The following is a 24985-nucleotide window of genomic DNA, read 5'->3' on the forward strand; positions in this document are numbered from 1 at the left end:
ACTCAGATTTTCAGTGGAGAAGAGACTAAAAACTAATTTATTGAGCAAGGTTTTGACCAAGTTGAAAGGGCTAGTTATTTCTCAACAAATTCTTTTACTAATGGCATAGCCTCAGGAGGAATTTGGGTAATTAGGCGAAATGGAAATGACCGAGTGGAGCTAAACTGGGCATAATCTGATGTCAAAAAGACAGTATAGTTTTTAGCTTCTGGAGTCAGTTGTGCAGCAAATGCCAAAGTTAAAGCTTTAACCAACTTGCGAACGTCAGCAGCTTTTTCACCGACGACTTCGCCGCCGCTAATAGGTGTATTTGGTTGTCCGATTTGATCCATAGTGGTACTAGGGTCTTTTACGCTCAGATGAGTACCTCCAACTACACCAACTAGCCATTTTGGGGACGGAATTTTGTCAAATGCTAGAATTTGTTCAGTTAAAGCTGGGGTGGTTTTATCTGCCGAACCTGCCAATATCAGGGTAGGAATTTGAATTTTGCTTAACCCGGTTTCGCCAAATATTAGAGAAGTTGTAGGATTGAAAGCGATCGCCTGTTTAATTCTATTATCCCGCAATTGATAGCTATTTTCCGGCAGTTCTTGAGCGATGCACTGCATACCTACTCCTAAACTTAAGCTAGCCAAGTTATTTTTGCAACGCTGTTTGAGACGTTCTAGTTGTAACTCGGCGCCAGCAAGTGCTAAAGCTGTACCACCACCAAAAGAATAGCCAACAACCATCACGTTCTTAGTTGCAAGTTTGCCGACAAGGGGGCTACTTGCTGTTTGGTTGAGCTTTTCTAACTCATCGAGAACAAAACTAATATCTTGAGGGCGATCCAAAAACTCTTGAGGCTTGACAACTCTATTTTTGCCTTGTAATGCTGAGTCAACATTTGTTGCATTACTACCGGGATGTTCTAAAGCTGCTACTACATAACCGTGTGATGCTAAATGTTCTGCGAGATAACGCAAGTCCGTGCGGACTGACCCAAAGCCATGAGAAAAGACAATTACAGGTTTATCGGGAGTTGCAGCAGTTGACCAGTAAACATCAACTGGAATGTTGCGATTCCGCTTTTGGTCATTGAAGTCTAATTTGAGTACTTCTACTTGGGCGTTTCCTGGTTGAGAAGGGTCGAAAGGAAAATCAGTCTGCGGTGTTGTGGGTTTAATTAGAGGGGCAATTGCGAACATAAACTGCTGGGTGCGCCAAAAAGCGGTATTCAAACTGCCTGAAACTTTGAAAGCCTCCGGTAAATCAATTTCTAAGCGTTTACTCGGATAAGCAGCGATAAAACTGAGTATGGAAAGACCTTGGGGTGCAGTAGAACCTAATACCAATCCTGCTCTCAGTGCTTGTACACCTGCTTTATCCTTTCGGGCTAAAGCTGTCGCCAGATCATTGAGAATAGTTGTGCCAATTTGGGTATTGACTAATCCATTAATGGTGACAACATTTATCGGTATATTCATGTTCAACGCCCCCAAAAAGAACTGGCGTTGTTGTTCAGATAATCTTTTAGTGTAAGAATGCAAACTTCCAGTAAATTGGCCTGTTTTTGCCGCATTTTGCAACTCAGCAAGGGTGATAGATTCTGTAAATAGACCAAAACGGGCAACAACTGTGTCAGCTGCTTTTACAGAAGTATTTGTGCCGAACTGTGTAAGTACAATCGCGCACAAGAAACTACCAACTTGTTTCAGACTTCTCCAATTTCTTCCCATAAATATTTATACCAATTGTTACTTACGGGAATATAACGGATATTCGTGTATTTGACTACCCCATTAATTGACTAGAAATCAAAGCAAATTTTTTCTTAATCTTACATAGCGATCGCCCTTATAGGCATTTTCATTTGAATGAGATACAGCACATCTGTATGCCTCTACCAATTGTTTGTACTCGTAAACACATCTGCTGGTGCGATCGAAGCCACTACAACAATTTGTAAAATTAATTACAGCTAGAAATTTGAACCCAAATCGGTGTTAACAGCCACAAAAAACCGATGGTTTCTCAAGTAAGTTAAATAGTGTAATAAATGCCATTTATCATTTGTCATTTGCCCAATACCCAAGCTGTTGCAGGTGCATAGTTTTCTTGCTGTTGCTGCACTACCATTGCTCCTCAAATTGCCCTAGTTGCACCAACGCTTTTATCTGATTTATGCGTCTCCGACTCATTTATATTTTTATTTTTCTGCTCTCCTTGAGTATTATTACACTATGGTGGCCTGTGAATGATTCTGATTGCAATTTGGAGGCTTTTATAGCATCAAAAACTCCAAAATTCCAAGTACAAGCTACTAAGGTTGTTGTTCAACCGTGGCGAGGTCGTCACCATGTCTATGGAATCTTCATGATTCCCAATGAATACAAACAATCTCCATTTTTTGTAGTCACAGTCAAAGGTACTCGTAGTTATTGTTCAAAACAATTTGGTCACAGAAAAAACTTTGATGATATATTTGCTGAACCAGGAACTTTTCTGGTGAGGAAGTTCATGAGAACTAGAACAGCTTTACAGTTAATTCTCCAAGGTTTGTACTTTCAGGTTAATGATAAACAGAACTGGACATTAATTTTTCCGGAACCAAAAACTACTCAAACTCCGCCGAATTCGTGATTTGTGTTTTAATTACGAATTAGCTGGGTAATTGAGTTTTCAAAACTTCAGTCTTCTCTAATAATGCACTAGTAGCATTGACTATAATCTGTGCTGCTCCTGTAAAAAATGATCGCTCGATAGTCGCTGGAACATCGGTAGATTGATGATAGTGCGGAGTACGTAAATTTGCGGTATCTGTCACCAATACAGCACCTACACCCTGATACCAAAATGGTGCATGATCGCTGCGTAGAGTATCTGGTGTCAGTAAACCTTTTAGAGGAATTGGCAGTGTTAAAACTGCTGGCAAATTTGATTTGTGTTTATTCTTCTGAGAGTTTTGAAAAGCATTTAGTAAAGGCAAATGTTCTGTATCACCAACTACTGCTAAAAAATCACCCTTGTCGCTAGGCGGTGTGATAGGCAACCCCGCAGGATATTTTTGACATCCAGCGGTGTAACAGGCATAACCCACCATATCCATAACGATCGCTCCGTCTAAATTTTGCAAGCGTGATGTCTTGCTCACAAAAGCTTGACTACCCAAAAGTCCTGCTTCCTCTTTGTCAAAAAAAGCTAACTGTAACGTCCGTGGTGTGGGACGCGAACCGAATAAACGCGCAACTTCCAGCACCACGGCGACACCACTGGCGTTATCATCAGCACCTGGGGAAAAGGCGACGGTATCGTAATGCGCTCCTACGAGAATTGCTCTAGTAGCTTTGTTAGTTCCGACACGTTCGGCAAAAATATTCACACCGTTGGAGAACTTTTCTAACTTAGGTTTCCAGCCTAATTTTGTGAGTTCTGTTGTGATATAAGTGCGAGTAAGCGATCGCTCTTTTGTAGTGTAACGCTGAAAATTTAACTTTTGGATATGGGCTAACAGTCTATCAGCAGACACTTGTAGCGTATTATCAACCTCTTTTGACTCTGGCTGTGATTGAGGTGTTTCCACTGGAATGCTCTGAACAATTTGTGGTGAGGGACGTTCTTCAAAAAACCTGCTACCCCTGCTACCCACCACAGCAGCTGTCATCAACACCAACAAAATTAACCAAATCCATTTTCTCATATAATTTATCATTGCCTCATCTAAGTGATGGTAAGTTCAATTATGTACGCTTCGATTTTTTAAGTGCCTAGAGTATCCATACTATTAACTGACTCACTTAAAAATATGAAGTTACGGCAACTCAATTAAAGAGTCCATCAAGACTGCCTTTTTCTCTCTCAAATTTGATGGCGGTGAGGTTAAATTAGTTAAAATGAAATTATTAGATTACCTCCCAATTTCAATACTAAACAATTTTAAATATTTAGCATCTCTCTTCTACAAACCTTAGTTAAGCAAACATCTCAATCGAACGCTCAATATTATCTAGCAGTAGACAACAGAGTTTAGTGATATCCCACAAATAAAACCTCTTTTCCATTTCAAGGATATTGTTGGCAAAAATACTATATTTAGTGGCTTACACTAGTGGGTATAAAGCTAGGCTCATCAAATTTTATTAATTGTCAATTCCTCAAAATTTATTTTAGTAAAAGCAGGATATAAACGTGAAGCGCATTTTATCAAACAGACATAAAACAGAGATAGTTCGAGTTTTGATTGTTGAGGATGAATATATCCTCGCTATGAATTTACAAGAAACTTTACAATTGCTAGGATACAATGTTATAGATATTGCCGATTCAGCAGAAACAGCAATTGAGAAAGCATCTGAGCTACTCCCTAACTTAGTTTTGATGGATATCCATTTACGGGGCGAAATGGACGGTATTCAAGCTACAGAAATAATCTGGAATCGTCTTAAAATCCCTGTCGTCTACATCACTGGACATTCTGACAAAAGCACTGTGGAACGAGCTGAATTGACATATGCTTTTGGTTACATCCTCAAACCCGTCAAGGAACAACAACTTTATGTTGCGATTTCAACAGCACTCAATCGTTATCAACGCGAACAATTATCAGAATTACAGCAGTTAAATCAGTTGAAAGGAAATTTTTTAGGAATTGCTTCTCATGAAATGAAAATGCCCTTATTGAACATCAAAATGACAATCTCGGTGCTAGAAAATATTCTGGAGCGAGAGAACATTTTAAATTCTGAACTACTTTCTCCATTTGAGTCTATAGCTGGTTACCTAAATATTGTGCGTCAACAATGCGAAGAAGGGCTAGATTTGATGAATAATTTGCTGTCTGTGGAAATGATTGATGCAGATATCTATCCATTAGAATTAACTTCATTTCAACTTCAAGATTGGCTTCCTCAGGTAGCCTTGTATTTTCGGGAAATTGCTCGATCTCAGCAACAAATTTTTCAGCTTAGTATTCCCCCAAATTTACCATCTATAGTTTCAGACTTAGGTGTCCTGACCAAAATTGTCTCAGAATTACTCAACAATGCTTGCAAATATTCTCCTCCTGATGAGGAGATTAAATTAAATGTTGAGCTAGTCTACATTACAAAACGTCTAATCACTGAATATGCTCAATCAGATATCATAAATACTTCAGAAGTACCCTTCTTTCAAATTACAATTAGTAATTCTGGCGTTGTGATCTCTAAAAAAGACCAATCTCAAATATTTGAACCATTTTACCGCATTCCTAACAACGATTTCTGGAAAAATGGCGGCACAGGATTGGGCTTGGCATTAGTTAAGAAGCTCGTAGAATATCTCGAAGGCACCATAGAAGTTACCAGTATTCAAGGTTGGACAAAATTCACAGTTTTATTACCGTTAAGCCTGTCCAATTATTCCGGTTAAGCTAACAGTATAGTTCTCTCCACACAGCGATTTTGTCCTGTAACGATATAAATTCTGTTTGATTTTTGGCAGGAATTTCGCCTTTAGCTGAGTGCAACAAAACTTTTTAAAGTGTGCAAACTACCCGAAAACCAAAGTCGTAAACCTGTGCATCCGAATTGCTTTCGTCTAAACGAGCAGATGAACGGCAGACGCTTGACTGACTGAACCATGAACCACCCCGCAGCAGCCAAGGATTATTATTTCCACTAACCCAAGCACTTCCATCAGCAGGCATTCCACGGTAATCATTGTGGTACTTGTCTTGACACCATTCCCAGACATTGCCATGCATCTCATATAAACCAAAAGCATTCGCGGGTAAACTACCAACATCCACAGTCTCCTGACGATTTTCACCCTCGGGAGCAGAACCATAAGTATACTCGCCATTATAGTTAGCGATCTCAGTCGTAATCGTCTCACCAAAATAGAATGGGGTAGTCGTTCCAGCACGAGCTGCATACTCCCACTCCGCCTCGCTGGGTAAACGATAGCTCTTGCTAGTCATCAGCGATAGCTTTTGACAAAACTTGACTGCATCATTCCAACTTACTTGTTCGACAGGTCGATTAGCCCCTTGAAAGTAAGAGGGGTTGATTCCCATAACTGCTTGATACTGTTCTTGCGTGACCGTAAACTTACCCATGAAAAAAAGTTTAATGTCCATAGGATGCTGCGGTCCCTCATTTGTGTTTCGCTCTTTTTCTGTTAGTGGTGAACCCATGAGAAACTTACCGCCAGGAATTTGTACCATCTCCAGTGTCTTGCCGTTACCCAGGTCTTCTATAAAAAAAGTTGCCTGACCAGGACTGATTGTGGTAGTCTTGCCCTGCTCATTTACCTTTATGACTTCAAACTGGAAAGTTTTTAAAACTAATTCCTTAGTATTTACAATTTTTGTAGGTAATGCTGGAGTCTCATTTGGGGACGATACTGGAATATTATTTGCAGGAACAGATGAGGTTAATGGCAAAGCTTTTCTCTGAGCAGAGTTGTTGAGCAAGAGTTTCTCAACCACAATTGCAAAGCTAAAACTGGCTCCCATTAACCCCACGGTTTGAATAACTCTGCGCCGCGACCAGTTAACTGATTGTTGTGGTTGTATTGGCGGTGGAGGCAGTTTTTTTGAAAGGTCTTGTAGCACTTCAGTTGCGTTGGCGTAGCGTAAACTATAATGACGACGCACCATCTTAGTTAAGACATTAGCTAGATGCTTGCTTACCCGTGCTTGATGACGCCAGAGAATTTCACCTGTTTTGGCATCCTCTTCCAAGTCCACTGCCGAAACACCCGTCAATGCTTGAATCACCGTCACTCCCAAGGCATATATATCACTAGCAAATATGGGTTTACCATTCTTTTGCTCATTAGGCATATAGCCAGGAGTACCGATGATTACACTAGAAGTCACCTTACCTTGTACATTTACTATCAGAGCGCCAAGTTCCTTGACTGCCCCAAAGTCAATCAGAAAAATCTTCCCATCCCGATGCCGTCGCATCAAATTCTCCGGCTTGATATCGCGGTGAATTACCTGCTGATTATGTACGAAGGACAAAACTTGCAAAACATCTTGTAATAGCTTAGTGGCATAACCTTCACTTAACTGCTTGCCTGGAATGATTTCTTCCTTTAGGTCATGTCCTTCGATAAATTCTTGAACAATATAAAGGTTTTTATTCTCTCTAAAATGCGCTAATAATTGAGGAATTTGGGAATCTTTACCCAACTTTTCCAGAACAGTCGCTTCTCTTTCAAAGAACTCTACAATCCGAGGATCAGTATGTTCAGGACGTAATTGCTTGACAACACATAACGGTTGACTGGGTTGTAGAGAATCCTTTGCTAGAAAGGTCATTGCAAAGCCACCCCCACCCAATTCCCGAATAATTTCGTAGCGTCCAACCAGTATGCCCACAAGAATCTTAGACTCCTGGAATTCCGATGAATGTGAGCAGTTACTAACTGCGTTTTACAAATCAACTCAAGAGATTATACCAATTTTTCTGTGTAATATCCTAAAAGGTTGTTTTAAAAGTAGGGGGTGTTGTATCGGTGAGAGTTTAAGATAATCTCCCTTTTGTCAACTAGAAATTATGCTGGAAATTTAGGGAAGAATGATGTATTAAGTGAATCAATGTACTGAATTTATCGTGTAAGGATCAATGATCAGTATCAAGATTAGGCGATCGCCTGCTCAAAAATAGTGTTCCCAACACCGTTTCTAGGTCAGATTTTGAGTACTATTGCTTATTGACAAATTGTATCCGACCTTAAGGTCTCACGAATGGAGTTCAACCGTCTCTATTGTTAGAGTTGGTTGGTGTGATTATTTACGGACTGATTACCGTGATTCATCACACTCCGAATTGCACTTCCACATCCCGTGAAAAGTCAGGTACTGAAGAACCAATAATACAATCGGAAAAAATCAGGATATTTGGATCTTTTCAGTACTTGCTATGCCAAATCAAGTATTACCAACAAGGGGAAAGGTCGATGAAACTCATTATGTCTGCATCTTAGCCGTTTTTGTCTCTTTGCAAGGTTTTTATTTATTGGAAGTCAGTGAAATATCTAGTGAAACCTGATTTTTCCTGACTTTTGATCTTTTACTGTAAACAATAAATTTAAGAATATTCTGATTTTTTCCGATTGTCTTCTTAAGAAGATAGCAGTAAATAAGTATTAGTTACACAGAAAGGCTTCAGCGCTGAGGGCAGAAGGCTTTTATGAAAGGAGCATCAATCAAAACTAAAGTTACAGGGTCTAAAGCCCAGTAAAAAAAAGAATTGTATCGAGCGGAAAATGCCGCAAGATACAAAGCGTCCAAGATCAATATAAGCTAAACGGTGATATATGGATCATTTTGTCCAAATTTTTGTAGGTTCTTATTTTGGCGAAAGTATCGGTATGAGTAATCGCAAACATAGATACCTGTAATCACCAAGTAATTACTAAATAAGCAAACAATTCAACTTATGCTTTGTAATGATGCAATATGGGCTGTAGACAAGTTATTTACACCGAGACGTAAACCACGAACACAGTCCAAGCAGAATCTTCTCAAGAGTGCTGAACTTCTGAGAGTACCTTACGGCGAAATCGAACTCAATGGCTATAGTTGGGGTACGGGAGGACGAAGTATTTTGCTTGTTCACGGCTGGGAGCAATGTGCAAGTAGCATGAATGCCTTCATAGATCCCCTACTAGAAAATGGCTATAAAGTAGTTGCCTTTGATCAGCCTGCACATGGAGACTCTCAAGGAACACAGACGCACTTAGTTGATATGGCCGGAGCAATTCGGACTTTCATTGATTACATAGGTGTAGGATCAGTACAAGGTATTATCGGACATTCGGCTGGCGCAGCCTCGGCAGCAATGATGCTGGCATGGAATACTGATGTGACTATTGAAAAATTGGTACTCATCAGTGTTCCTTGTGAACTAACAAATGCGATCAAACGTTTTGCTATCCTGACAAGTTTTCCTGAAGATTTAGTTGAGGATATGTGCCAATGTATCGAACTCCGATTGAGAAAGTCTATTGAAGAGATGTCTCTTCCAAAAGTGACGCATTTATTAAAGATGCCAACATTAGTTATTCACGATCGCAAAGACCGCGAAATTCCCTTTTCTGATGCTCAAGCACTTAGTGCTAAATGGTTGGAGGCTAAGTTTATTGCTACATCAGGTCTGGGTCATAGACGCATCCTTTCGGAACCCGCAGTCATTCAACAAGTCATAAACTTTCTGACTGAAAACTGAGCAACTTTTTATTAAAGTTGATCGTTGGCGATCGCTTTTTCATTGCCTGTGCCGATGTCCCCTAAGCTTGATGCTGCCTCCCTACGGGCATCGGTGAGAGGTTAGAGTGATTGCACTCTTTTCAAGAGTACCATATATTTGTCCTTGACGATTAATCCAATAGTAGTTGTAGTTTGTTGCTAACTCGACGGTTGGATAACCGTAAGGGCTACCCCTCTTAGAGAGGTTCCCCCAACACGAACAGTTCTGATTTTGAGGACTTTAGTCCTCTCTCGGAGACGCTGCGCGTAGCAAGATTACACTACAAACTAAAAATAATATGCAGTTGTGTAAGTCCTAAAGATATCAAATGGGTTTTATATAACTTACTTCTAAATAAACATAAAAAATCAGCCCAAGATGATTCTTGGGCTGCTGTCTTAAATAAATCTAATTTTTAGAACTCTAAGCACAATCCTGTCCATAACAAAAAGTGAAAACTTATCAAAGATAGCTCGTTTCCGCTCCTGTGGTGAGTCATCACTTTGATTCCAAGCTGTCAGCAACCCATTTGCCACAACTTGACAGCGGTTCATCCCAAAACTTTCCTGATTAAAAAACTTTTGATCTGGTTCTTCAGCCAACCCTAATCCGGGTGCTAACTGTTTAGTGAAGAGAGGTATTTCTGATTGAAAAAGTGATTGATGCTCTTGATAAATAGGTTTTAAAACTTGCTTGACTATTTCATAGTTTCTCTTATCAAAGTAAAGCACCCCTGAATCATAGCGTTGGTATTCTTTTGGGTTATACAAAACTTTAAAACTGAAATTAATTCCTAATTTATTTAAATTTTGGGTTAGATTTTTCATAACAATAACGGCACATTCAGGAGTTATATTGAAATAGATTCTTACAGTCTCAAGATTATTTTTTCTATCCTCAATATGATTAAAATTTACATTGCTAACCGCCATGTAAAATCCATTTTGTACGCGATTTTTTGGCATCTTTATAGCTACATAATCACCCACTCCAGCTGCTTTATCGATAGTTTGAAGATGCTTATCTGGTTGAATATATAGCCTTAAACCAGCCTTGTTTACGACTAAACTTCCATCAGTTTCTTTTTTGACAACAGACCAATTAGGGTCAAAATAGCCCTCTCCACAATTACTTTTATGTAATCGCTCATAAAATTCTACATCTACCCCCAATACAGTATTATTCTCCAAATCAAGAGGTAAATTATTTCCCTCTACATCTAGTGCTAAGGCATTTCGCATCGAACCGTTGTAATAGATACCATATAGAAAACTCCGTAGTTGCAGACTCAAATATTTCTGCTGCATCTGCTGGGGAATTTTTTGGAAACGGCTAACCACTTCAGATGGTAATTCCAAGGGTTTGTAATCTGGATGACGAATTGAGAAATCAGACCGAATCTCAATCTTCTGAACAATATCTTCTAAAACTTCGGCTAATCGTCCGGTTAATCCTGTTAAAGACTCTGTTTGAATAGTATTTAGTAATGGCATCATAGTTTAGTGGTGACAAAATATTTTAAGCAACAGAAGCATAAAGGCGAGTTAATTCAACAGCCGCATTACCAAAAATTGTTGGTATTGATTGTTCAGGACGACATAATAATGTCTTAGCAACCTGAAGCATGGCTATTTCTGTGTTTCCAAAAGACTGTCGATATTGAATTACAGCTTGAATCTGTTGAATCAAACTAAAACCTACAAATTGTACTACTCGCAACAAAAAATCTGGGCGGTGTTCAATAATTTTGGGAAAAGTGTTTAAATAAGCTTGGGTTAATGTGCCAATTGAGGGCTGAAGTTTTTCTAAAGGCGTTATTGCCAAACGCAGAGATTCTTCAATACTAAAAGAATTACTGATGACTAAGCTACTTAACCAGATTTGAATATAGCTACTGATGAGTGTGCCTAAATCAAAAGCTGGATCTCCCCAATTAGAGCGTTCCCAATCAATTAGCCGGATAATATTATTACTTGAATTCTGCCAGTCTTTTTGTAAAAGAATATTATTTAGCTTGAGGTCGTTGTGGGTTAGACAACAGGGAATTACAGCATTCCCCAATTCTGCGATCGCCTTTGCTAAACTAGCATATTTTTGATACAGAGCAAAGAATTTTAAACTATCATCAGGCACCGAACCAAAAATTTCTGGGCTAATCCGTTCTAATCTCTGGATCAAATACGATACCGGATCGACCATCAGATTATTTCCGTTTGTATAAAAGAATTTTTCATACTCTTGGTTGTTGAAAGTATCACGATGAATAGTTGCGATAAAATTGCCAATTTCTATCGCAATTTCTCTAGGAAAGCTATTTTCTTTGCTGTAGAAATCTATTAAATCAAGATAATCATCTAGATATCTAAAGATAATAATAGAATTTTCGACATCAAAATGCAGTACCTCTGGAAAAAATGGGCGGTGGTGTTCTAAATTGGGAAATTGTTGTAAGAGTTCTTGAATTCGCCACTCACCCAAAAACTCACCAGATGCTTTGCCTTGTTGATTATGTCGTTCTTGCTTAACTAGAAGTTGGCGATCGCCTGGTAAAGTTAATAATAAATTAAAGTTTTTAGCTGCAACTGATTCTACCTTAATCAGTACTTGCTCCGACTGACTACATAATCCTTGTTCAACTAAATAATCAGCAACATTATGAGAGGTTAAAATAAATGTCATAAGTTTTCAATGTATCAACCAATTTTGATCTAGAGAAAACTGTGGTAGTTTAGTTACTACCACAGGCTGTTTCCGCAAGGATTCTTAAGACTAGTACCGCAAATTGGAAATAAATCACCTATTCTAAATTAATCAAATATCTGCGGTAGAGAAATTATGAATTACGCGCAGCAGTACTAACCCAGTAGAAAGCCACCGAAGATAATTATCCTATCTAGTATTCCACCACCTGTGATGTTTTTCTCTTCTTCTTCAGACAATTCTGACAGCGAATCTTCTTCTAAAACTTGATTTCGTCTCGCAGATGCATTCACAACGGCTTCTTCAATCAAGTTCGTAATTTCAATTTTGCTTGTGAGATGTTTCTGATGAATGTTCATTGACATAATTTTCTCCTTACTTTCAATAAAGTTTGTAGCTTTGCTTAACTAACACTTGGTGTTGCCACATTAACTAGTAATTCAGAAGGATTGTAGTTATCTGTAATAACTTGCGGACAACGCATACAAGCTGCCTTACCTTCTTGCTGCCACCATCGGCAATCTCGGCGTATAGAACAAGGTGGTAAATCTTCTACTACCTTTGGTAAACTTTCTACAACTCGCATTGCTAGGCGACAATCTTTGCCATCAAAATGTTGACAAGACTTAGTTGCACAGGGTGCCGCCGTCCGAAAAATTTCAGTGGGTGTTACTGGACTAGCCTTTGCTATCAGTTCATCTGTGATAGTTTGTGGTTGCTTGAGATAAGCTACGCGAGGTTCTGTGACTGTGCCACCGATGACGCCGAAAACAACACTGTTCTCCCATTCTGGTCTAGCACTAGGGCAAAGTGTAGTCTTTTCTGTAGCGATGTCTTCCATAAATTGAACCTATACTAAATTGTATTTTTAAGCTGATGGAGATTTCTAGCTAGTTTTTGGTCGGACTTCCTCTCCATCAACCTAAATAAGCAAATTAAATGTTTAAGGACTTAATAAATCGATGTTTTATCAAGCTGTGGTAGCTCAATCAATCCACAAATAATCGGTACTCTCACAAAAGAAATAGTTGCTAAACCACCTGCAACGTTTGCCATTTCTTCATTAGAGAGATTTAGCAAAGTATCTTCTGAATCTTCAACTGAGTTCCGTCGTGCTACTGCATTATTAACAGCACCATCAATCAGATTGTTAATTTCTAATTGAGTATTTGAATTCTTTTTATTGACTTCCATTTTACTTTTCCTCAGAATATATAACTAGATGTAGGCTGAATCACTAATTACTGTAATTACCTAATCTGTTTATATTCTAGGCATAAGAAAAATGATTTAACTATGTTTTATAAATTGTGGAAGAGACAGAAATAAAACTTTTATGTCACAAAATAATAAATATTTTTATTGAAGAATATTTATTTAATAAAGTTATACAGCAAAATTGAGGAGTCGAAATTGGTGAATGAGCTACGTTTCGCCATGCTAAGAGAACTAAAATAGGCTTTCTACCTCAATACACTTGATGTTAGTGATATTTTTTCCAGGAAGATTACCTCAACCCCTCTTAAAAAGGCTTGCTCTTATTTTCTCGTTTTTAATGAGGATTGAGCCTTGTTTAACTATAGTAATTTATACTTGTTTAAGAATCGTATTGTCTACTTCCGCAACTGTATATCAATTTGTCTAGCAGCCAGCTTTAACATGAATTATCAAACTGTATTTAATTAACTTTTTGACCGTTAATAAAACATTTATGTCACCAAAGCTTTTTATTTGATAGACAACAACTAATGAGAAGAAAAGAAGTAATACTTAAGTCTATACTACTAAATAGTTGCAAAGCTTATCAAGAAAAGTATCAATTCTCAACTCTCTAACAAGAGGCTTAAGCCCCTTGTTTGTCTGGTTAATGAGATATTACGTGGATTTCTCTTATGTTGTATTAGTCTGTATTTGCGATCCTTTCAAACAAAGCTCGATAAACAGGTTCACCCTTGTTTTGGGTATATATTTCGCGTTCTGTAGCAACTGGTAGCGGATTTTCGCTCAACCATTCTCCTGTACCCATTTTCTGGTAGGCTGGGTGAGAAGCAAAGCGATCGCGCATTTCAACGGCGATAAATTCCATATCTGATTGCAGAAACACAAAACCGCCTACCGCAAGATAATTCGCTAATTCTGCTACTAGTTCTGGTTGGACTACACGACGTTTAGCATGGCGGGTTTTAAACCAAGGATCGGGAAACTGAATTGTAACGCGCTGTAAACTTCCTGGAGGGAGGGAAGATAAAAGCGATCGCAAGGAATTATTCACATTGCAAAATAAGTAGTGCAGGTTTGTAAAACCTAATTGAGAACGTAACTTATTCGCCTCTAACACCAGCGGTTCCCGAATTTCCAAGCCGAGAAAATTCCAGTTTGATTCTATCTTGGCCAGATTTAACAAAAACTGTCCTTTCGCGCAGCCAATATCTAGATGTAGTGGTTGATTTGGTTTTGGATAAACTTTTTCCCAGTCCAGTGGACTTACTGGTGTTTGATACTTTTTACCAAGTGGGTTAACATGCTGGCGGACTCGGACTGGTGCCAAAATTTTCTCTCCTAATTCGTAATTAATGATTATTTACTAGATATCTCCACAAATTCCTTAGGCGTTCACCGAAACCCTTGTAGAGATGTAACAGTGATACGTCTCTTTCTCAGAGATATCTACTATTAAGCTAATATGCGTCTAAATGAGATAAACACTCTTGATGGTCGTTAACTGTTAACTGTTGACGGGTTTTCAGTCATCAGTCATCAGTCATCAGTCATCAGTCATCAGTCGTCGGGCAAATGTACAAGTTAAATGCGTAACAGCTTAGTTCTTTGTGTGCAGATAAGAAGTGATTATTAATTAAGTTTCTGGGAGTTTTTGTAAATTGAATCCATTTCATTAGTCTTGGAGTTAATTGTTACTATAGCGTGTAATTGATGATTAATGTATACAAATGTTAAGTACAGGCACTCCTGAGCAGGAAGAGAAAGTAAGGGTTATACTTTTTGGAAAAGACTTGTTTTAACTTTTGCTTTTAACATTTTCATAAATCAATGGCTCTTAATTTTCGCTTTGGGATAGTTAGCGACTTACACCTAGCACTTCCCCACACAATTTGGAATCATCCCAGCAGATTTCATCTGGTGGAAGTAAGTATTTCGGCGTTTGAAAGTGTACTGGAACATTTAACACAACTCGATTTAGATTTCCTCTTGTTACCAGGAGATTTAACTCAACACGGCGAACCTGAGAATCACGCCTGGTTGCAACAACGCTTAACTCAATTACCTTTTCCCGTCTATGTTGTTCCTGGTAATCATGACGTTCCTGTGCTGTTGGCCGATCGGCAATCAATTGCTTTTGTGGATTTTCCCTACTATTACACTAAATTTGGCTATGACGATCCACGGCAGATTTACTACATCCGTCAATTATTACCCGGAGTAAAGCTGATTGGACTGAATTCTAACTTTTTTAATGACCAAGGCGAGCAAGTGGGGTGTTTGGATGCCAAACAGCTACGCTGGTTAGAAGAGGTGCTGGCGGCATCTGGTGATGAATTAGTTCTGGTGATGGTGCATCATAATGTGGTTGAGCATTTGCCCAATCAATCGAACCACCCACTAGCAAATCGCTATATGTTGGCGAATTCAGCAGAACTGTTGCAGTTGCTAAGACGCTACGGAGTCAAACTTGTGTTTACTGGGCATTTGCATGTTCAGGATGTTGCTTACTCAGACGGAGTATATGATATTACGACTGGTTCTTTAGTAAGCTATCCTCACCCTTATCGGGTGCTAGAGTTTCATCGGGATAACCAAGGTAGAGAATCGCTGCAAATTTTATCCCATAGGGTAGAGTCAGTACCTGAGTTTCCCAACTTACAACAGTCATCGCGGCAGTGGATGGGCGATCGCTCTTTCCCCTTTTTAATTAAGCTACTGACTCACTCTCCGCTAAATTTACCATTATCACAGGCCAAAGAATTAGCTCCTGGTTTGCGCGACTTCTGGGCAACTATAGCCGATGGCGATGCAGTCTTAGACTATCCCCATTTTCCGCTAGAAGTGCGGCGCTATATTCAGACATATGGTGCATCCCAAACCAATCCAGCGATCGCCACTGGTGAAACTCTGAGGATGATTGATAATAACAGCACACTTTTACTGGCTTAAAAGGGAGGAGTTATAGCAATTTGGGATTTTAAATTTAGGCTTAAAGCATAAATTTTTCGGTTATTTTGGGCTTGGGTGAGAATTGCGATCGCTACAATTCGCATAACTTTTTTCATCCCCCAATGCTCAATATCACAAATTCCAATTGCGCCGAAAATGGAAAAAACCTTCTAGAAACTCTTGCAAAGAAATGTTACTATTTAACTTTTGTTTACTCCAGTCTCTGACAATTTGTGACAAAATTTCTGAGAAACTGGGATAGACAAAAGATAAATTCGCTAAATCTTTGATTTTAATTTTTTGTGACATTGCCAAAGCAATCAAATTAATTAATTCTCGAGCTTCTGCCCCTAATATCGAAGCTCCCAAAATTTCCCCATTGTGTAGCACAATTAATTTACACATACCAGTGGTTTCGTCGCAAACTTGGGCTGCTGCCACTGTTTTAAAATACTGTCGCAAAACTAAAACTTCATCTTGATAAAATTGCCGTTTTGCTTGCACTTCAGTCAAACCAACTTGCGCCAGCATCGGCACAGAAAATACCGCCCAAGGAATGCAATGATAGTTTACTTGTAACCTGGGGAAAAAGAGTGCATTTTTCAGGGCAATTTTTGCTTCATAATTAGCGATATTAGCAAAGTCGTAACCACCAATTACATCACCACAAGCGTAAATTTTGTGGTTAGTGGTTTGGAGTTTATCATTTACTACTAAACGACGCCCATGCCATTTCACCCCTACGGCAGCCAAATTGAGAGATTCAAGATTTGGCTGTTGTCCAGTCGCCACTAAAATTTCATCAGTTTCAATGGCTTTATCACCTGCCTGAATCCACTTTTTATCCTCAATTCGCCTCACTTGAGTCACTGGTTTTTCTGTGAGAACGCGCACACCTTCGACTTCTAACTGTGCCTGAATTAATATGGCTATCTCAGGGTCAATATGGGGTAAAACATAGGGATACTTGACTACCAGTGTCACATTGCAACCGAACCGCGCTAAAGTTTGAGCGATTTCAATACTTTGAGGAATGCCGCCAATAATTACCAAATTTTTCGGTAACGTCGCTGTGTTTAGGCATTGCCAAATATTAGATGTGGTAAAGTAACCCGTAGCTTCCAATCCTTCTATTTCAGGAATTTGTGGACGCGAACCACTAGCCAGCAAATAGGTGCGTGCATGTAGTAAGCGATTATTAACAACAAATGCCAGTTGGGGTGAAGATTGAAATTGTCCAGTGCCAACGATAACATCTACCCCAAGTGCCGCTAAGATGGCAGGAGAATGTTGTTCTTCGAGATTTGAGGCAACGGATTGAGCATATAGCATCGCCTCCTGCCATCCCAGAGACATATGGCATTTTTCAGAAGTATCAGTATGTGTAGCATGAATCCCAAAACCAGCTGCATTATCCAATTTCTGCGCCAGTTTAGCAATTTCGCTCACAGCGCAATGATGAATGAACCCGTAGTCTACTTTGGGTTGCACCAAGGCGACTGTAGCACGTAGTTGGCTGGCGGCAAGCGCAGCATAGTATGCAGCAAGACTGCCGCCAATAATTACGACATCGTAATCAATAGTCATTTTTTATTGGGCATTGGGCATTGGGCATTAGGCATTGGGCATTGGTTCTCTCACTCAGCACTCCCCACTCAGCACGGACTAAACGTCCCGCTATCGCTAACAGCACTCAGCACTGAATTGAGCGCTGTGAGTAAGCGTTGGTTATCGGACTCTTGACGTACAGCAACCCGGAAAAAGCGATCGCCTAGTTCTTTAAAGCTAAGGCAATCGCGGATTAAAATCTGATGGTGCTTGAGTAGTTCTTGCTGTAACTGGGAAGTTGATTTTTGAGACTCAACCAATAAAAAGTTAACAGCACTTGGTTGGGGTTGCAATCCTGGGATTTCAGCTAAACCCTGAAAGAGTTGGTTTCGTGTAGGTGGTAGCCATTTCCAGGTTTGCTGTTGAAATTCAGTATCCTGGAGGGCTGCAATTGCCGCCGCTGCTGCTAGAGTGTTTACAGGCCAGGGATCACGCCATTGCTGCCATTTAGCCAGACAGTCAGGGTGAGCGATCGCATATCCTAATCGCAGTCCTGGGAGACTGTAAAATTTTGTCAGCGATCGCAATACTACTAAATTCGCATATTCCTGCACCACTGGAATTAGGCTTTGTTCCTCATTGGGTGGCACAAAATCCATAAACGCTTCATCCACCACTACCAAAGCAAACTGCTCCAGGTAGGGCAAAATCGACTCCCGCGAAAATAACTTACCTGTTGGGTTATGCGGGTTGTTTAGCAACAGTCCAGAGTGAGTGCTGAGTGCTGTTAGCGATAGCGGGACGTTTAGTCCGTGCTGAGTGCTGAGTAAAACTGGTAACTCAGCACGGGCTAAATGCCCCGCTTCCGCTAACAACACTCGCTGCTCAGAACTAATCACGGGACACTCCAGCACTTCAGCGTTGTACGCTGCCAATGTTCGGTAGTAATCGCCAAAGGCTGGAGTGATTAAAGTTGTCGCGGCTAACTGTGCTAACTCCCTACCTATTAAAGTAAGTAATTCTGCTGAGCCGTTACCCGGCAGAATCCACTCAGGCGGCAGTTGATGGAAGTGACTGAGAGCTAGTCTCAGTTCACTATAGTTTGGGTCTGGATAGTGCTTAAGATTACCAATTTGGGAGACAATAGCAGCGATCGCGCTGTTTGGAGGTCCCAATGGACTGATGCTAGCAGAAAAATCCAGAATAGCATCAGGGGAACAGCCAGCCAGTGCTGCTGCCCAGGCTAAATTTCCCCCGTGTGCAGGTTGCCGCATTAAAAAAGGGTTCCCGAAGACAGAACCTATGCTTTTGGGGGTGCTACCTTTTCTCTAAACAGTTTTCCTGCGGAAAAGGCAGGAACCCTGGTCGCAGGGATTTCCATCTTTTCATTCGTTTTCGGGTTGCGACCTTCACGGGCTTTGCGTTCCCGTGATTCAAAAGAGCCAAATCCTACCAATGTTACCTTATCACCAGAGGAAACTGCTTCAATAATCGTTTCCAACGCGGCAGTTAAGACTGCATCCGCTTGTTTCTTGGTAACGCTAGCTTTTTCAGCTACGGCATCAACTAATTCACCTTTGTTCATATCAAACTCCTGAAGTTTACTTGAGATTCTTTACGGATGCATATCGATACATCAGTACAGAAATTTCTGTTCTTAGAAATACAAAAATCATCCTTTGGGAGTATTTTTACTCAAAACGGCTGTACATCCCATCGGCTCGACTTTTCAATGAATCATTCTAAGGCGTTGTAGCCTGATGTGGATAGATGAAACCATTAATTTATATAGATTTCAGGATTTTTTGTAGTTTCAGGGTACTTATTTCACTAAAAACCACCCCAAAACTAGGAAAAAATACTTAGTAAATCCCCTACCTGTGGGGTGAAGAGGAGAATTTAGAGGAGGGAGATAGTTATTGTTTGTTGGGATTAATTACCAATGTTAAAGAGTTATGAAGTCCCTGACAAATAAAAAAATACTCTGCCTATATAACCGTAAATTCTATGCCCCTCGGTTTTTGGTATGATTTTACTGCTCCTGACGATAAGTTTTCTCTTGTACCCAAGATTGCTCATACACTTATTTCTTCCTCTTCCCCTACCTCCCCTGCTTACCCATCTCACTGTTAGAGCATTGCTCCCTGCTGTACTAGGTTAATATTTTCTGGATCTAGCGCTTCATAATTTCCCAACTGTATTTTTTCAACTAACTATAATTTCGGGTAAATTGCAAAACCATGAAAGTACTAGTCCTATATTAGGACTAAGCGATTTTGGGGAATATTACCCAAACGAATTGAAAGGTTTACGCCGAATGAATATTTGTATAGAATAATCTCATCAAAAGATTCGCAGAAACATAAATGGACTGGATTACCCTACTGCGATCGCTACAGTCTGATTTTATTAAAAGGTTAACATCCGGTTGTCTACTTCATTGTGAAACAGAAGGTCAATATAGCGAATTAACTATAATTTCTGGACAGAGGTTAAAGACACTACGAGAATTTTGCTGGCAGATGGCTGAGAAATATAAGCGTGTTTTGCCAGTTCGTGATGTTTTTCTCAGCTATCTTAAGGGAAAACTCGGTGAGGAAGTTGTCAAAGAACGTTTAGCTGATTTTATTACCGAAGTCGATTATGAAAAGCGATTCGGCGGCGATGGTAACATAGATTTTACCCTCACTTCTGACCCATCTATTGGGATTGAAGTTAAATCTCGTCACGGGAATATTGACAGAGTTAGATGGTCAATCAGTTCTGAAGAAGTGGAAAAAAATGCAGTTGTAGTTTGCATTTTGATTCAAGAAGATGTCAGTGAAGCTCAATCTGAATATCATCTTTTTTTAGCTGGATTTCTCCCAACTAGAATGATTAAGTTAAAGACTGGGAAAATTTCATTTGGGATAGACCAATTACTCTACGGTGGCGGCTTATTTTGTTATCTAGAACAATTGCAAACTAGTGTAAATTCTAATTTTTATCGGCAACAAATACCAAATTCCAAATATCTCGCTAAACAAGAAAATTCTCCTAAATTAACTAATAATCAGTTGCCGCAATCTTCTTTTCCACTTGAGCCAGAAAATTATTTACATAAGCGTAATGAAGATTTAAATGTACTTTACATCAAATTGGGTGATGAATATTTTGAGAAAGGAGAATATATCAATGCGATAAGTAGCTATAATCAAGGCTTAGAAGTTAATTCAAGAGATGTAGATTTCTATTATAAACGAGGTTTAGCTCACTATCAAATAGGTGATTATGAAAGCGCGATTGCTGATTATTCTCAGGCAATCCAGATAAATATTCATGATGCAAAATCTTACAATAAACGAGGTTTAGCTCTATCTCAACTGGGAGCTTATCAAGAAGCAATTAATGATTATACCGAAGCAATTAGAATTAATCCTAATGTTGCTGTAGCCTATAAAAACCGCGCTGAAGCTCGTTCTCAGATCGGAGATAACCAGGGAGCAATTGAAGATTATACCCAAGCTATTAAAATTAATCCCCATTATGGTGATGCTTATAAAAATCGCGGTATTGCTCGTTACTTACTAGGAACTCAACCAGGATTTTCCCAAGCAATCAAGATTAATCCTCAAGATGCTGTAGCTTATAAAAATCGTGGTAATGCTCGTTCAGATTTAGGAGATTTTGAGGGAGCAATTGAAGATTATACTCACGCAATACAGATTAATCATAATTATATCGATGCTTATTACAACCGTGGTAATGCTCGTTCAGATTTAGGAGATTTTGAGGGAGCAATTGAAGATTATACTTACGCAATACAGATTAATTCTCGTTATGCAGATGCTTATTATAATCGGGGAAATATTCGTTTAGAAATTGCAGATAAACAGGGAGCAATTGAAGACTTTAAAAAAGCAGCAGATATCTATCGTCAAGAAGGTAAACTAGAAGCGCTGAAAGATACAAAAGAAAGAATATTAGATTTAGAAATAGAACAATCATTAGATATTTTAAACTTCTAATTGTAATGAATATACCAATTAGACTAGTAGTCTATTGCAAAAGCTTTAAGAGTTTGTAGTTAGCACTTTAGTGCTTAAAAAAATAAGGACTTTAGTCCCAATACTGCTCGGGTTTTGCATTTTTAACTCGGAATTGGGTTTGGGGAAAAGGTTAAAGGTTTTTTCTTTCCCCTTTCCTTTTCCCCTTAACCGACAAGTATTGACTTTAGTCCTTACTACAAACATATATTTCCGTCAAAATTAAGTAAATAGTCTACTTATTAATAAATTCTCACTTTTAGATTCTGAATTCTTACGTATTGATATAGATTATCGTTCTTAAATTAAGAACTTGTAAAAACTTATTTTTTTGATTACATTTAAACAAAGGTTTTATATCAAATAACTAACTAGTCTTAACAGAAATGAAGCCAAAATTACATTCAGAATCTTCAGGTTGCTGCAACTGTGAACATGACCATCATGAGAATCATAACCATGTTCATAATCACAATCATGATGAGAATCATAACCATGACCATAATCACGAACACGGTGGAGAATTCAATCTGAAAAATGAGATATTGCCTTTAGTAGTAATTTTAAGTTTGTATGCACCTGGTGTAATTTTTGAACATCAGTTACACAATACATTCTACTCAATAGGTGAATATGCGCTTTTCATCCCTGCCTATTTATTAAGTGGATGGAGTGTTTTAAAAACTGCTGGACGCAATATACTTAAAGGCAGAATATTTGATGAAACATTTTTAATGACAGTAGCGACACTAGGGGCGATCGCCATTCATAAATTACCCGAAGCTGTCGGAGTGATGTTATTCTACAAAATTGGGGAATTATTCCAAGATATCGCCGTCAGCCGTTCCCGTAATTCCATCAAAGCTTTATTAGAAGTCCGCCCAGATTATGCAAATATTCAAATAAACGGAGAATTAAAAAAAGTATCACCAGAGACAGTAAATGTTGGAGATGTTATCGTCGTTAAACCGGGAGAAAAGATTCCTTTAGATGGCGAAATTATCGATGGTAACTCCCAAGTTGATACATCTGCATTAACTGGAGAATCTGTACCGCGAACAGTGAGAATGGGAGAAACTGTTTTGGCTGGGATGATTAATAAAATGGGTGTTCTCAGCATTAAAGTCACAAAACTCTTTGATGAATCTTCCATTGCCAAGATTTTAGACTTAGTACAAAATGCCAAAAGCAAAAAAGCAGAAACAGAGAAATTTATTACTAAGTTTGCTCGATATTACACACCAGTAGTAGTTTTTACATCTCTAGCAGTTGCTTTGCTACCTCCTTTATTCATATCTGGTGCATCTGCTTCCGAATGGGTTTATCGCGCCCTAATTTTATTAGTTATTTCCTGTCCATGTGGACTCGTTATCAGTATTCCCTTAGGCTACTTTGGAGGTGTAGGAGGTGCTGCTAGACGCGGTATTTTAGTTAAAGGATCTACGTTTTTAGATAGTTTAAATGCAGTCAACACAGTTGTTTTTGATAAAACTGGAACATTAACTCAAGGTGTATTTAAGGTAGTTAATATAGTACCAATAAATGGCTTGAACAAACAAGAATTATTGCAATTAGCTGCCAAGGTTGAATCACATTCAAATCATCCTATTGCTCAATCCATCCGCACTGCTTATGGTGAAAAAATTGATGCATCAGATGTGAAAGATTATGAAGAAATAGCAGGTTATGGAATTAGAGCCAAAGTTGAAAATCGGGTAGTGATAGCGGGAAGCGATCGCCTTTTACACAAACAGCAAATTGTTCATGAGAATTGTCTAGTCGAAGGAACAGTTATTCATCTAGCAGTAGATGATATTTACGCTGGTTATATAGTCATAGCTGATGAAGTGAAAGAGGATGCTAGACAGGCTATTCAAACACTCAAAAAAATGGCTGTGAGAACAGTCATGTTGACAGGAGATAATCAGGCGATCGCTTCCCGGATTGCTCAACAACTTGGCATAGATATCTACGAAGCAGAGTTATTACCAGAAGATAAAGTTAATGCCATTGAGAAATTAATCAGCAACTCCAGCAAACATGGTAAAGTAGCCTTTATTGGAGATGGCATTAATGATGCACCAGTCATTGCTAGAGCCGATGTTGGCATGGCAATGGGGGGCTTAGGTTCAGACGCGGCGATCGAAACTGCCGATGTTGTCATCATGACAGATGCACCTTCAAAAGTAGCAGAAGCAATAAAAATTGCCAGAAAAACTCGCACAATTGTTTGGCAAAATATTGGGTTTGCTTTAGCAATTAAAGCTGTATTTATTGGATTGGGTATTTTAGGTGTAGCAACGATGTGGGAAGCTGTCTTTGCAGATGTTGGAGTAGCAATGCTGGCAATTCTCAACGCCACTAGAGCAATGAAATAAAATTTTTAGTAAATCGGGAATCTCTAATTGGGAAATTGTATAAGTTAAAACTGAAAAGTAATAATTTAACATTCCTAAATTCAGAGGTATGCCGTGAATCTAACTATTAAAGGTATCGCTACTGCTGCATTAGCGTTGCTGCTAAGCTACAGCTACTCAGCAAAACAAGCAGTTGCACTACCCCAGAAAATCAATCATCCAGTTACTATTGCTAAATCGCAACCATTAACAGACACCTTAATTGTTCCTGGCGAACGAGTTGGACCGATAACACCCACAACCACCAAACAAGATTTAATCAAACTGTTTGGTGCATCCCATCTCGTCGATAAAACCATTTCCGGTGCTGAAGGAATCGGTAGTTTTGCCGCTACTGAATTAAAGTTAAGTCAGGGGCGATCGCTCTTGGTAGTCTGGAGTGATAATACTCGTACCAAACCTTTAGATGTGCGTAACCTGGGTTCAGCTTGGAAAACCCGCGAAGGTATCGGCGTTGGAATCTCATTGAACGAGTTACGCAAGAAATTAGGTAACTTTAAACTCTATGGATTGGGTTGGGACTACGGCGGTACGATTTTGTTGGATAGTAGTAAATTATCCCGCTATCAAGGCAAACTCATTTTACGAGTAGATGGTGCTGCCAATGCTTCTGAAAAGTTTCCCAATGACTACCAAGCAGTGTCAGGGGATGGTACTTTTTCCTCCAGTAATTCCCACTGGAAACCTCTGGGAATAAGGCTTACAGAAATTATCGTTACATTGAATCCTAGTGAGCAATGATCGGCTGCTAAACATCTAATTTGCTGGCTTAGGCAAAAGCGGACTGTCTAAACCAGATTTTTATACTAGGTCTGGAACTGGTAAATTACTTTTAGAAGAAATTACATAACTTATATCTATTGTCAGGATTATGTTTCAGCTATTGAAACAAAAGGCGATC

19 protein-coding genes are annotated in these 24985 nt (G+C 39.1%); 7 read left to right on the forward strand and 12 right to left on the reverse strand.

The window, feature by feature from the left end; genetic code table 11:
* Positions 1-74 precede the first annotated feature (74 nt).
* Positions 75-1721, reverse strand: a complete 1647-nt coding sequence (locus ACFG4S_RS11250; RefSeq protein WP_392534872.1) for an alpha/beta hydrolase — start codon at positions 1719-1721, stop codon at positions 75-77.
* A gap of 445 nt (positions 1722-2166) precedes the next feature.
* Between ACFG4S_RS11250 and ACFG4S_RS11255 the strand changes: the two genes are divergently transcribed.
* Positions 2167-2625, forward strand: coding sequence for a hypothetical protein (locus tag ACFG4S_RS11255; RefSeq protein WP_392534873.1), 459 nt, complete (start codon positions 2167-2169; stop codon positions 2623-2625).
* A gap of 19 nt (positions 2626-2644) precedes the next feature.
* On the opposite strand, the gene ACFG4S_RS11260 is transcribed toward ACFG4S_RS11255, so the two are convergent.
* Positions 2645-3682 carry a M28 family peptidase gene (locus ACFG4S_RS11260; RefSeq protein WP_392534874.1) on the reverse strand — a complete coding sequence of 346 codons (1038 nt, stop codon included), beginning with the start codon at positions 3680-3682 and terminating at the stop codon, positions 2645-2647.
* Positions 3683-4170: 488 nt separating this feature from the next.
* Between ACFG4S_RS11260 and ACFG4S_RS11265 the strand changes: the two genes are divergently transcribed.
* Complete coding sequence (locus tag ACFG4S_RS11265; protein WP_392534875.1) at positions 4171-5391, forward strand: response regulator; 1221 nt, start codon at positions 4171-4173, stop codon at positions 5389-5391.
* Positions 5392-5497: 106 nt separating this feature from the next.
* On the opposite strand, the gene ACFG4S_RS11270 is transcribed toward ACFG4S_RS11265, so the two are convergent.
* Positions 5498-7351 carry an SUMF1/EgtB/PvdO family nonheme iron enzyme gene (locus ACFG4S_RS11270; RefSeq protein WP_392534876.1) on the reverse strand — a complete coding sequence of 618 codons (1854 nt, stop codon included), beginning with the start codon at positions 7349-7351 and terminating at the stop codon, positions 5498-5500.
* 1063 nt (positions 7352-8414) lie between these two features.
* Between ACFG4S_RS11270 and ACFG4S_RS11275 the strand changes: the two genes are divergently transcribed.
* Positions 8415-9203: an alpha/beta fold hydrolase gene (locus ACFG4S_RS11275; RefSeq protein WP_392534877.1), complete on the forward strand. Its 789-nt coding sequence runs from the start codon at positions 8415-8417 to the stop codon at positions 9201-9203.
* A gap of 419 nt (positions 9204-9622) precedes the next feature.
* On the opposite strand, the gene ACFG4S_RS11280 is transcribed toward ACFG4S_RS11275, so the two are convergent.
* From ACFG4S_RS11280 to trmB, 6 genes are all read right to left on the reverse strand, one after another.
* Positions 9623-10720, reverse strand: a complete 1098-nt coding sequence (locus ACFG4S_RS11280; RefSeq protein WP_392534878.1) for a T3SS effector HopA1 family protein — start codon at positions 10718-10720, stop codon at positions 9623-9625.
* Between the two features lie 22 nt (positions 10721-10742).
* On the reverse strand, positions 10743-11903 hold the full coding sequence (locus ACFG4S_RS11285; protein WP_392534879.1) for a phosphotransferase family protein: 1161 nt from the start codon (positions 11901-11903) through the stop codon (positions 10743-10745).
* A 176-nt stretch (positions 11904-12079) separates the two neighbouring features.
* On the reverse strand, positions 12080-12289 hold the full coding sequence (locus tag ACFG4S_RS11290; RefSeq protein WP_392534880.1) for a hypothetical protein: 210 nt from the start codon (positions 12287-12289) through the stop codon (positions 12080-12082).
* A gap of 38 nt (positions 12290-12327) precedes the next feature.
* Positions 12328-12765, reverse strand: a complete 438-nt coding sequence (locus ACFG4S_RS11295) for a nitrogen fixation protein (protein ID WP_392534881.1) — start codon at positions 12763-12765, stop codon at positions 12328-12330.
* Between the two features lie 110 nt (positions 12766-12875).
* Entirely contained in the window at positions 12876-13118 is a 243-nt protein-coding gene (locus ACFG4S_RS11300) for a hypothetical protein (protein ID WP_392534882.1), read from the reverse strand.
* A 706-nt stretch (positions 13119-13824) separates the two neighbouring features.
* Entirely contained in the window at positions 13825-14472 is a 648-nt protein-coding gene (gene trmB / locus ACFG4S_RS11305) for a tRNA (guanosine(46)-N7)-methyltransferase TrmB (protein ID WP_392534883.1), read from the reverse strand.
* Between the two features lie 500 nt (positions 14473-14972).
* On the opposite strand from trmB, the gene ACFG4S_RS11310 reads away from it, so the two are divergent.
* Positions 14973-16094 carry a metallophosphoesterase family protein gene (locus tag ACFG4S_RS11310; RefSeq protein WP_392534884.1) on the forward strand — a complete coding sequence of 374 codons (1122 nt, stop codon included), beginning with the start codon at positions 14973-14975 and terminating at the stop codon, positions 16092-16094.
* A gap of 132 nt (positions 16095-16226) precedes the next feature.
* Here the strand turns inward: ACFG4S_RS11310 and ACFG4S_RS11315 are convergent, their stop codons facing one another.
* From ACFG4S_RS11315 to ACFG4S_RS11325, 3 genes are all read right to left on the reverse strand, one after another.
* The gene (locus ACFG4S_RS11315; protein ID WP_392534885.1) at positions 16227-17681 is read right to left on the reverse strand and encodes a dihydrolipoyl dehydrogenase family protein; all 1455 of its coding nucleotides are present in this window, start codon (positions 17679-17681) and stop codon (positions 16227-16229) included.
* 68 nt (positions 17682-17749) lie between these two features.
* Entirely contained in the window at positions 17750-18916 is a 1167-nt protein-coding gene (gene cobD / locus ACFG4S_RS11320; protein ID WP_392534886.1) for a threonine-phosphate decarboxylase CobD, read from the reverse strand.
* 26 nt (positions 18917-18942) lie between these two features.
* A complete protein-coding gene (locus tag ACFG4S_RS11325) occupies positions 18943-19227 on the reverse strand; it encodes an HU family DNA-binding protein (protein ID WP_010998076.1) in 285 nt (94 codons plus the stop codon).
* Positions 19228-20008: 781 nt separating this feature from the next.
* Between ACFG4S_RS11325 and ACFG4S_RS11330 the strand changes: the two genes are divergently transcribed.
* The 3 genes from ACFG4S_RS11330 (at position 20009) to ACFG4S_RS11340 (ending at position 24825) form a co-directional block, all read left to right on the forward strand.
* Positions 20009-21649, forward strand: coding sequence for a tetratricopeptide repeat protein (locus tag ACFG4S_RS11330; RefSeq protein WP_392534887.1), 1641 nt, complete (start codon positions 20009-20011; stop codon positions 21647-21649).
* Between the two features lie 404 nt (positions 21650-22053).
* Positions 22054-24045, forward strand: coding sequence for a heavy metal translocating P-type ATPase (locus ACFG4S_RS11335; protein WP_392534888.1), 1992 nt, complete (start codon positions 22054-22056; stop codon positions 24043-24045).
* A gap of 93 nt (positions 24046-24138) precedes the next feature.
* Entirely contained in the window at positions 24139-24825 is a 687-nt protein-coding gene (locus ACFG4S_RS11340) for a hypothetical protein (protein ID WP_392534889.1), read from the forward strand.
* The last annotated feature ends 160 nt before the right edge of the window (positions 24826-24985 follow it).

This window comes from Nostoc sp. C117 (genome assembly GCF_043099735.1).
GTDB lineage: Bacteria > Cyanobacteriota > Cyanobacteriia > Cyanobacteriales > Nostocaceae > Nostoc.

Bases quoted from the DNA above. Each gene is read 5' to 3' on its own strand.
- ACFG4S_RS11250 (WP_392534872.1), bottom strand. From the start codon at position 1,721: ATGGGAAGAAATTGGAGAAGTCTGAAACAAGTTGGTAGTTTCTTGTGC.
- ACFG4S_RS11255 (WP_392534873.1), top strand. From the start codon at position 2,167: ATGCGTCTCCGACTCATTTATATTTTTATTTTTCTGCTCTCCTTGAGT.
- ACFG4S_RS11260 (WP_392534874.1), bottom strand. From the start codon at position 3,682: ATGAGAAAATGGATTTGGTTAATTTTGTTGGTGTTGATGACAGCTGCT.
- ACFG4S_RS11275 (WP_392534877.1), top strand. From the start codon at position 8,415: ATGCTTTGTAATGATGCAATATGGGCTGTAGACAAGTTATTTACACCG.
- ACFG4S_RS11280 (WP_392534878.1), bottom strand. From the start codon at position 10,720: ATGATGCCATTACTAAATACTATTCAAACAGAGTCTTTAACAGGATTA.
- ACFG4S_RS11285 (WP_392534879.1), bottom strand. From the start codon at position 11,903: ATGACATTTATTTTAACCTCTCATAATGTTGCTGATTATTTAGTTGAA.
- ACFG4S_RS11290 (WP_392534880.1), bottom strand. From the start codon at position 12,289: ATGTCAATGAACATTCATCAGAAACATCTCACAAGCAAAATTGAAATT.
- ACFG4S_RS11295 (WP_392534881.1), bottom strand. From the start codon at position 12,765: ATGGAAGACATCGCTACAGAAAAGACTACACTTTGCCCTAGTGCTAGA.
- ACFG4S_RS11300 (WP_392534882.1), bottom strand. From the start codon at position 13,118: ATGGAAGTCAATAAAAAGAATTCAAATACTCAATTAGAAATTAACAAT.
- ACFG4S_RS11310 (WP_392534884.1), top strand. From the start codon at position 14,973: ATGGCTCTTAATTTTCGCTTTGGGATAGTTAGCGACTTACACCTAGCA.
- ACFG4S_RS11315 (WP_392534885.1), bottom strand. From the start codon at position 17,681: ATGACTATTGATTACGATGTCGTAATTATTGGCGGCAGTCTTGCTGCA.
- cobD (WP_392534886.1), bottom strand. From the start codon at position 18,916: ATGCGGCAACCTGCACACGGGGGAAATTTAGCCTGGGCAGCAGCACTG.
- ACFG4S_RS11325 (WP_010998076.1), bottom strand. From the start codon at position 19,227: ATGAACAAAGGTGAATTAGTTGATGCCGTAGCTGAAAAAGCTAGCGTT.
- ACFG4S_RS11330 (WP_392534887.1), top strand. From the start codon at position 20,009: ATGGACTGGATTACCCTACTGCGATCGCTACAGTCTGATTTTATTAAA.
- ACFG4S_RS11335 (WP_392534888.1), top strand. From the start codon at position 22,054: ATGAAGCCAAAATTACATTCAGAATCTTCAGGTTGCTGCAACTGTGAA.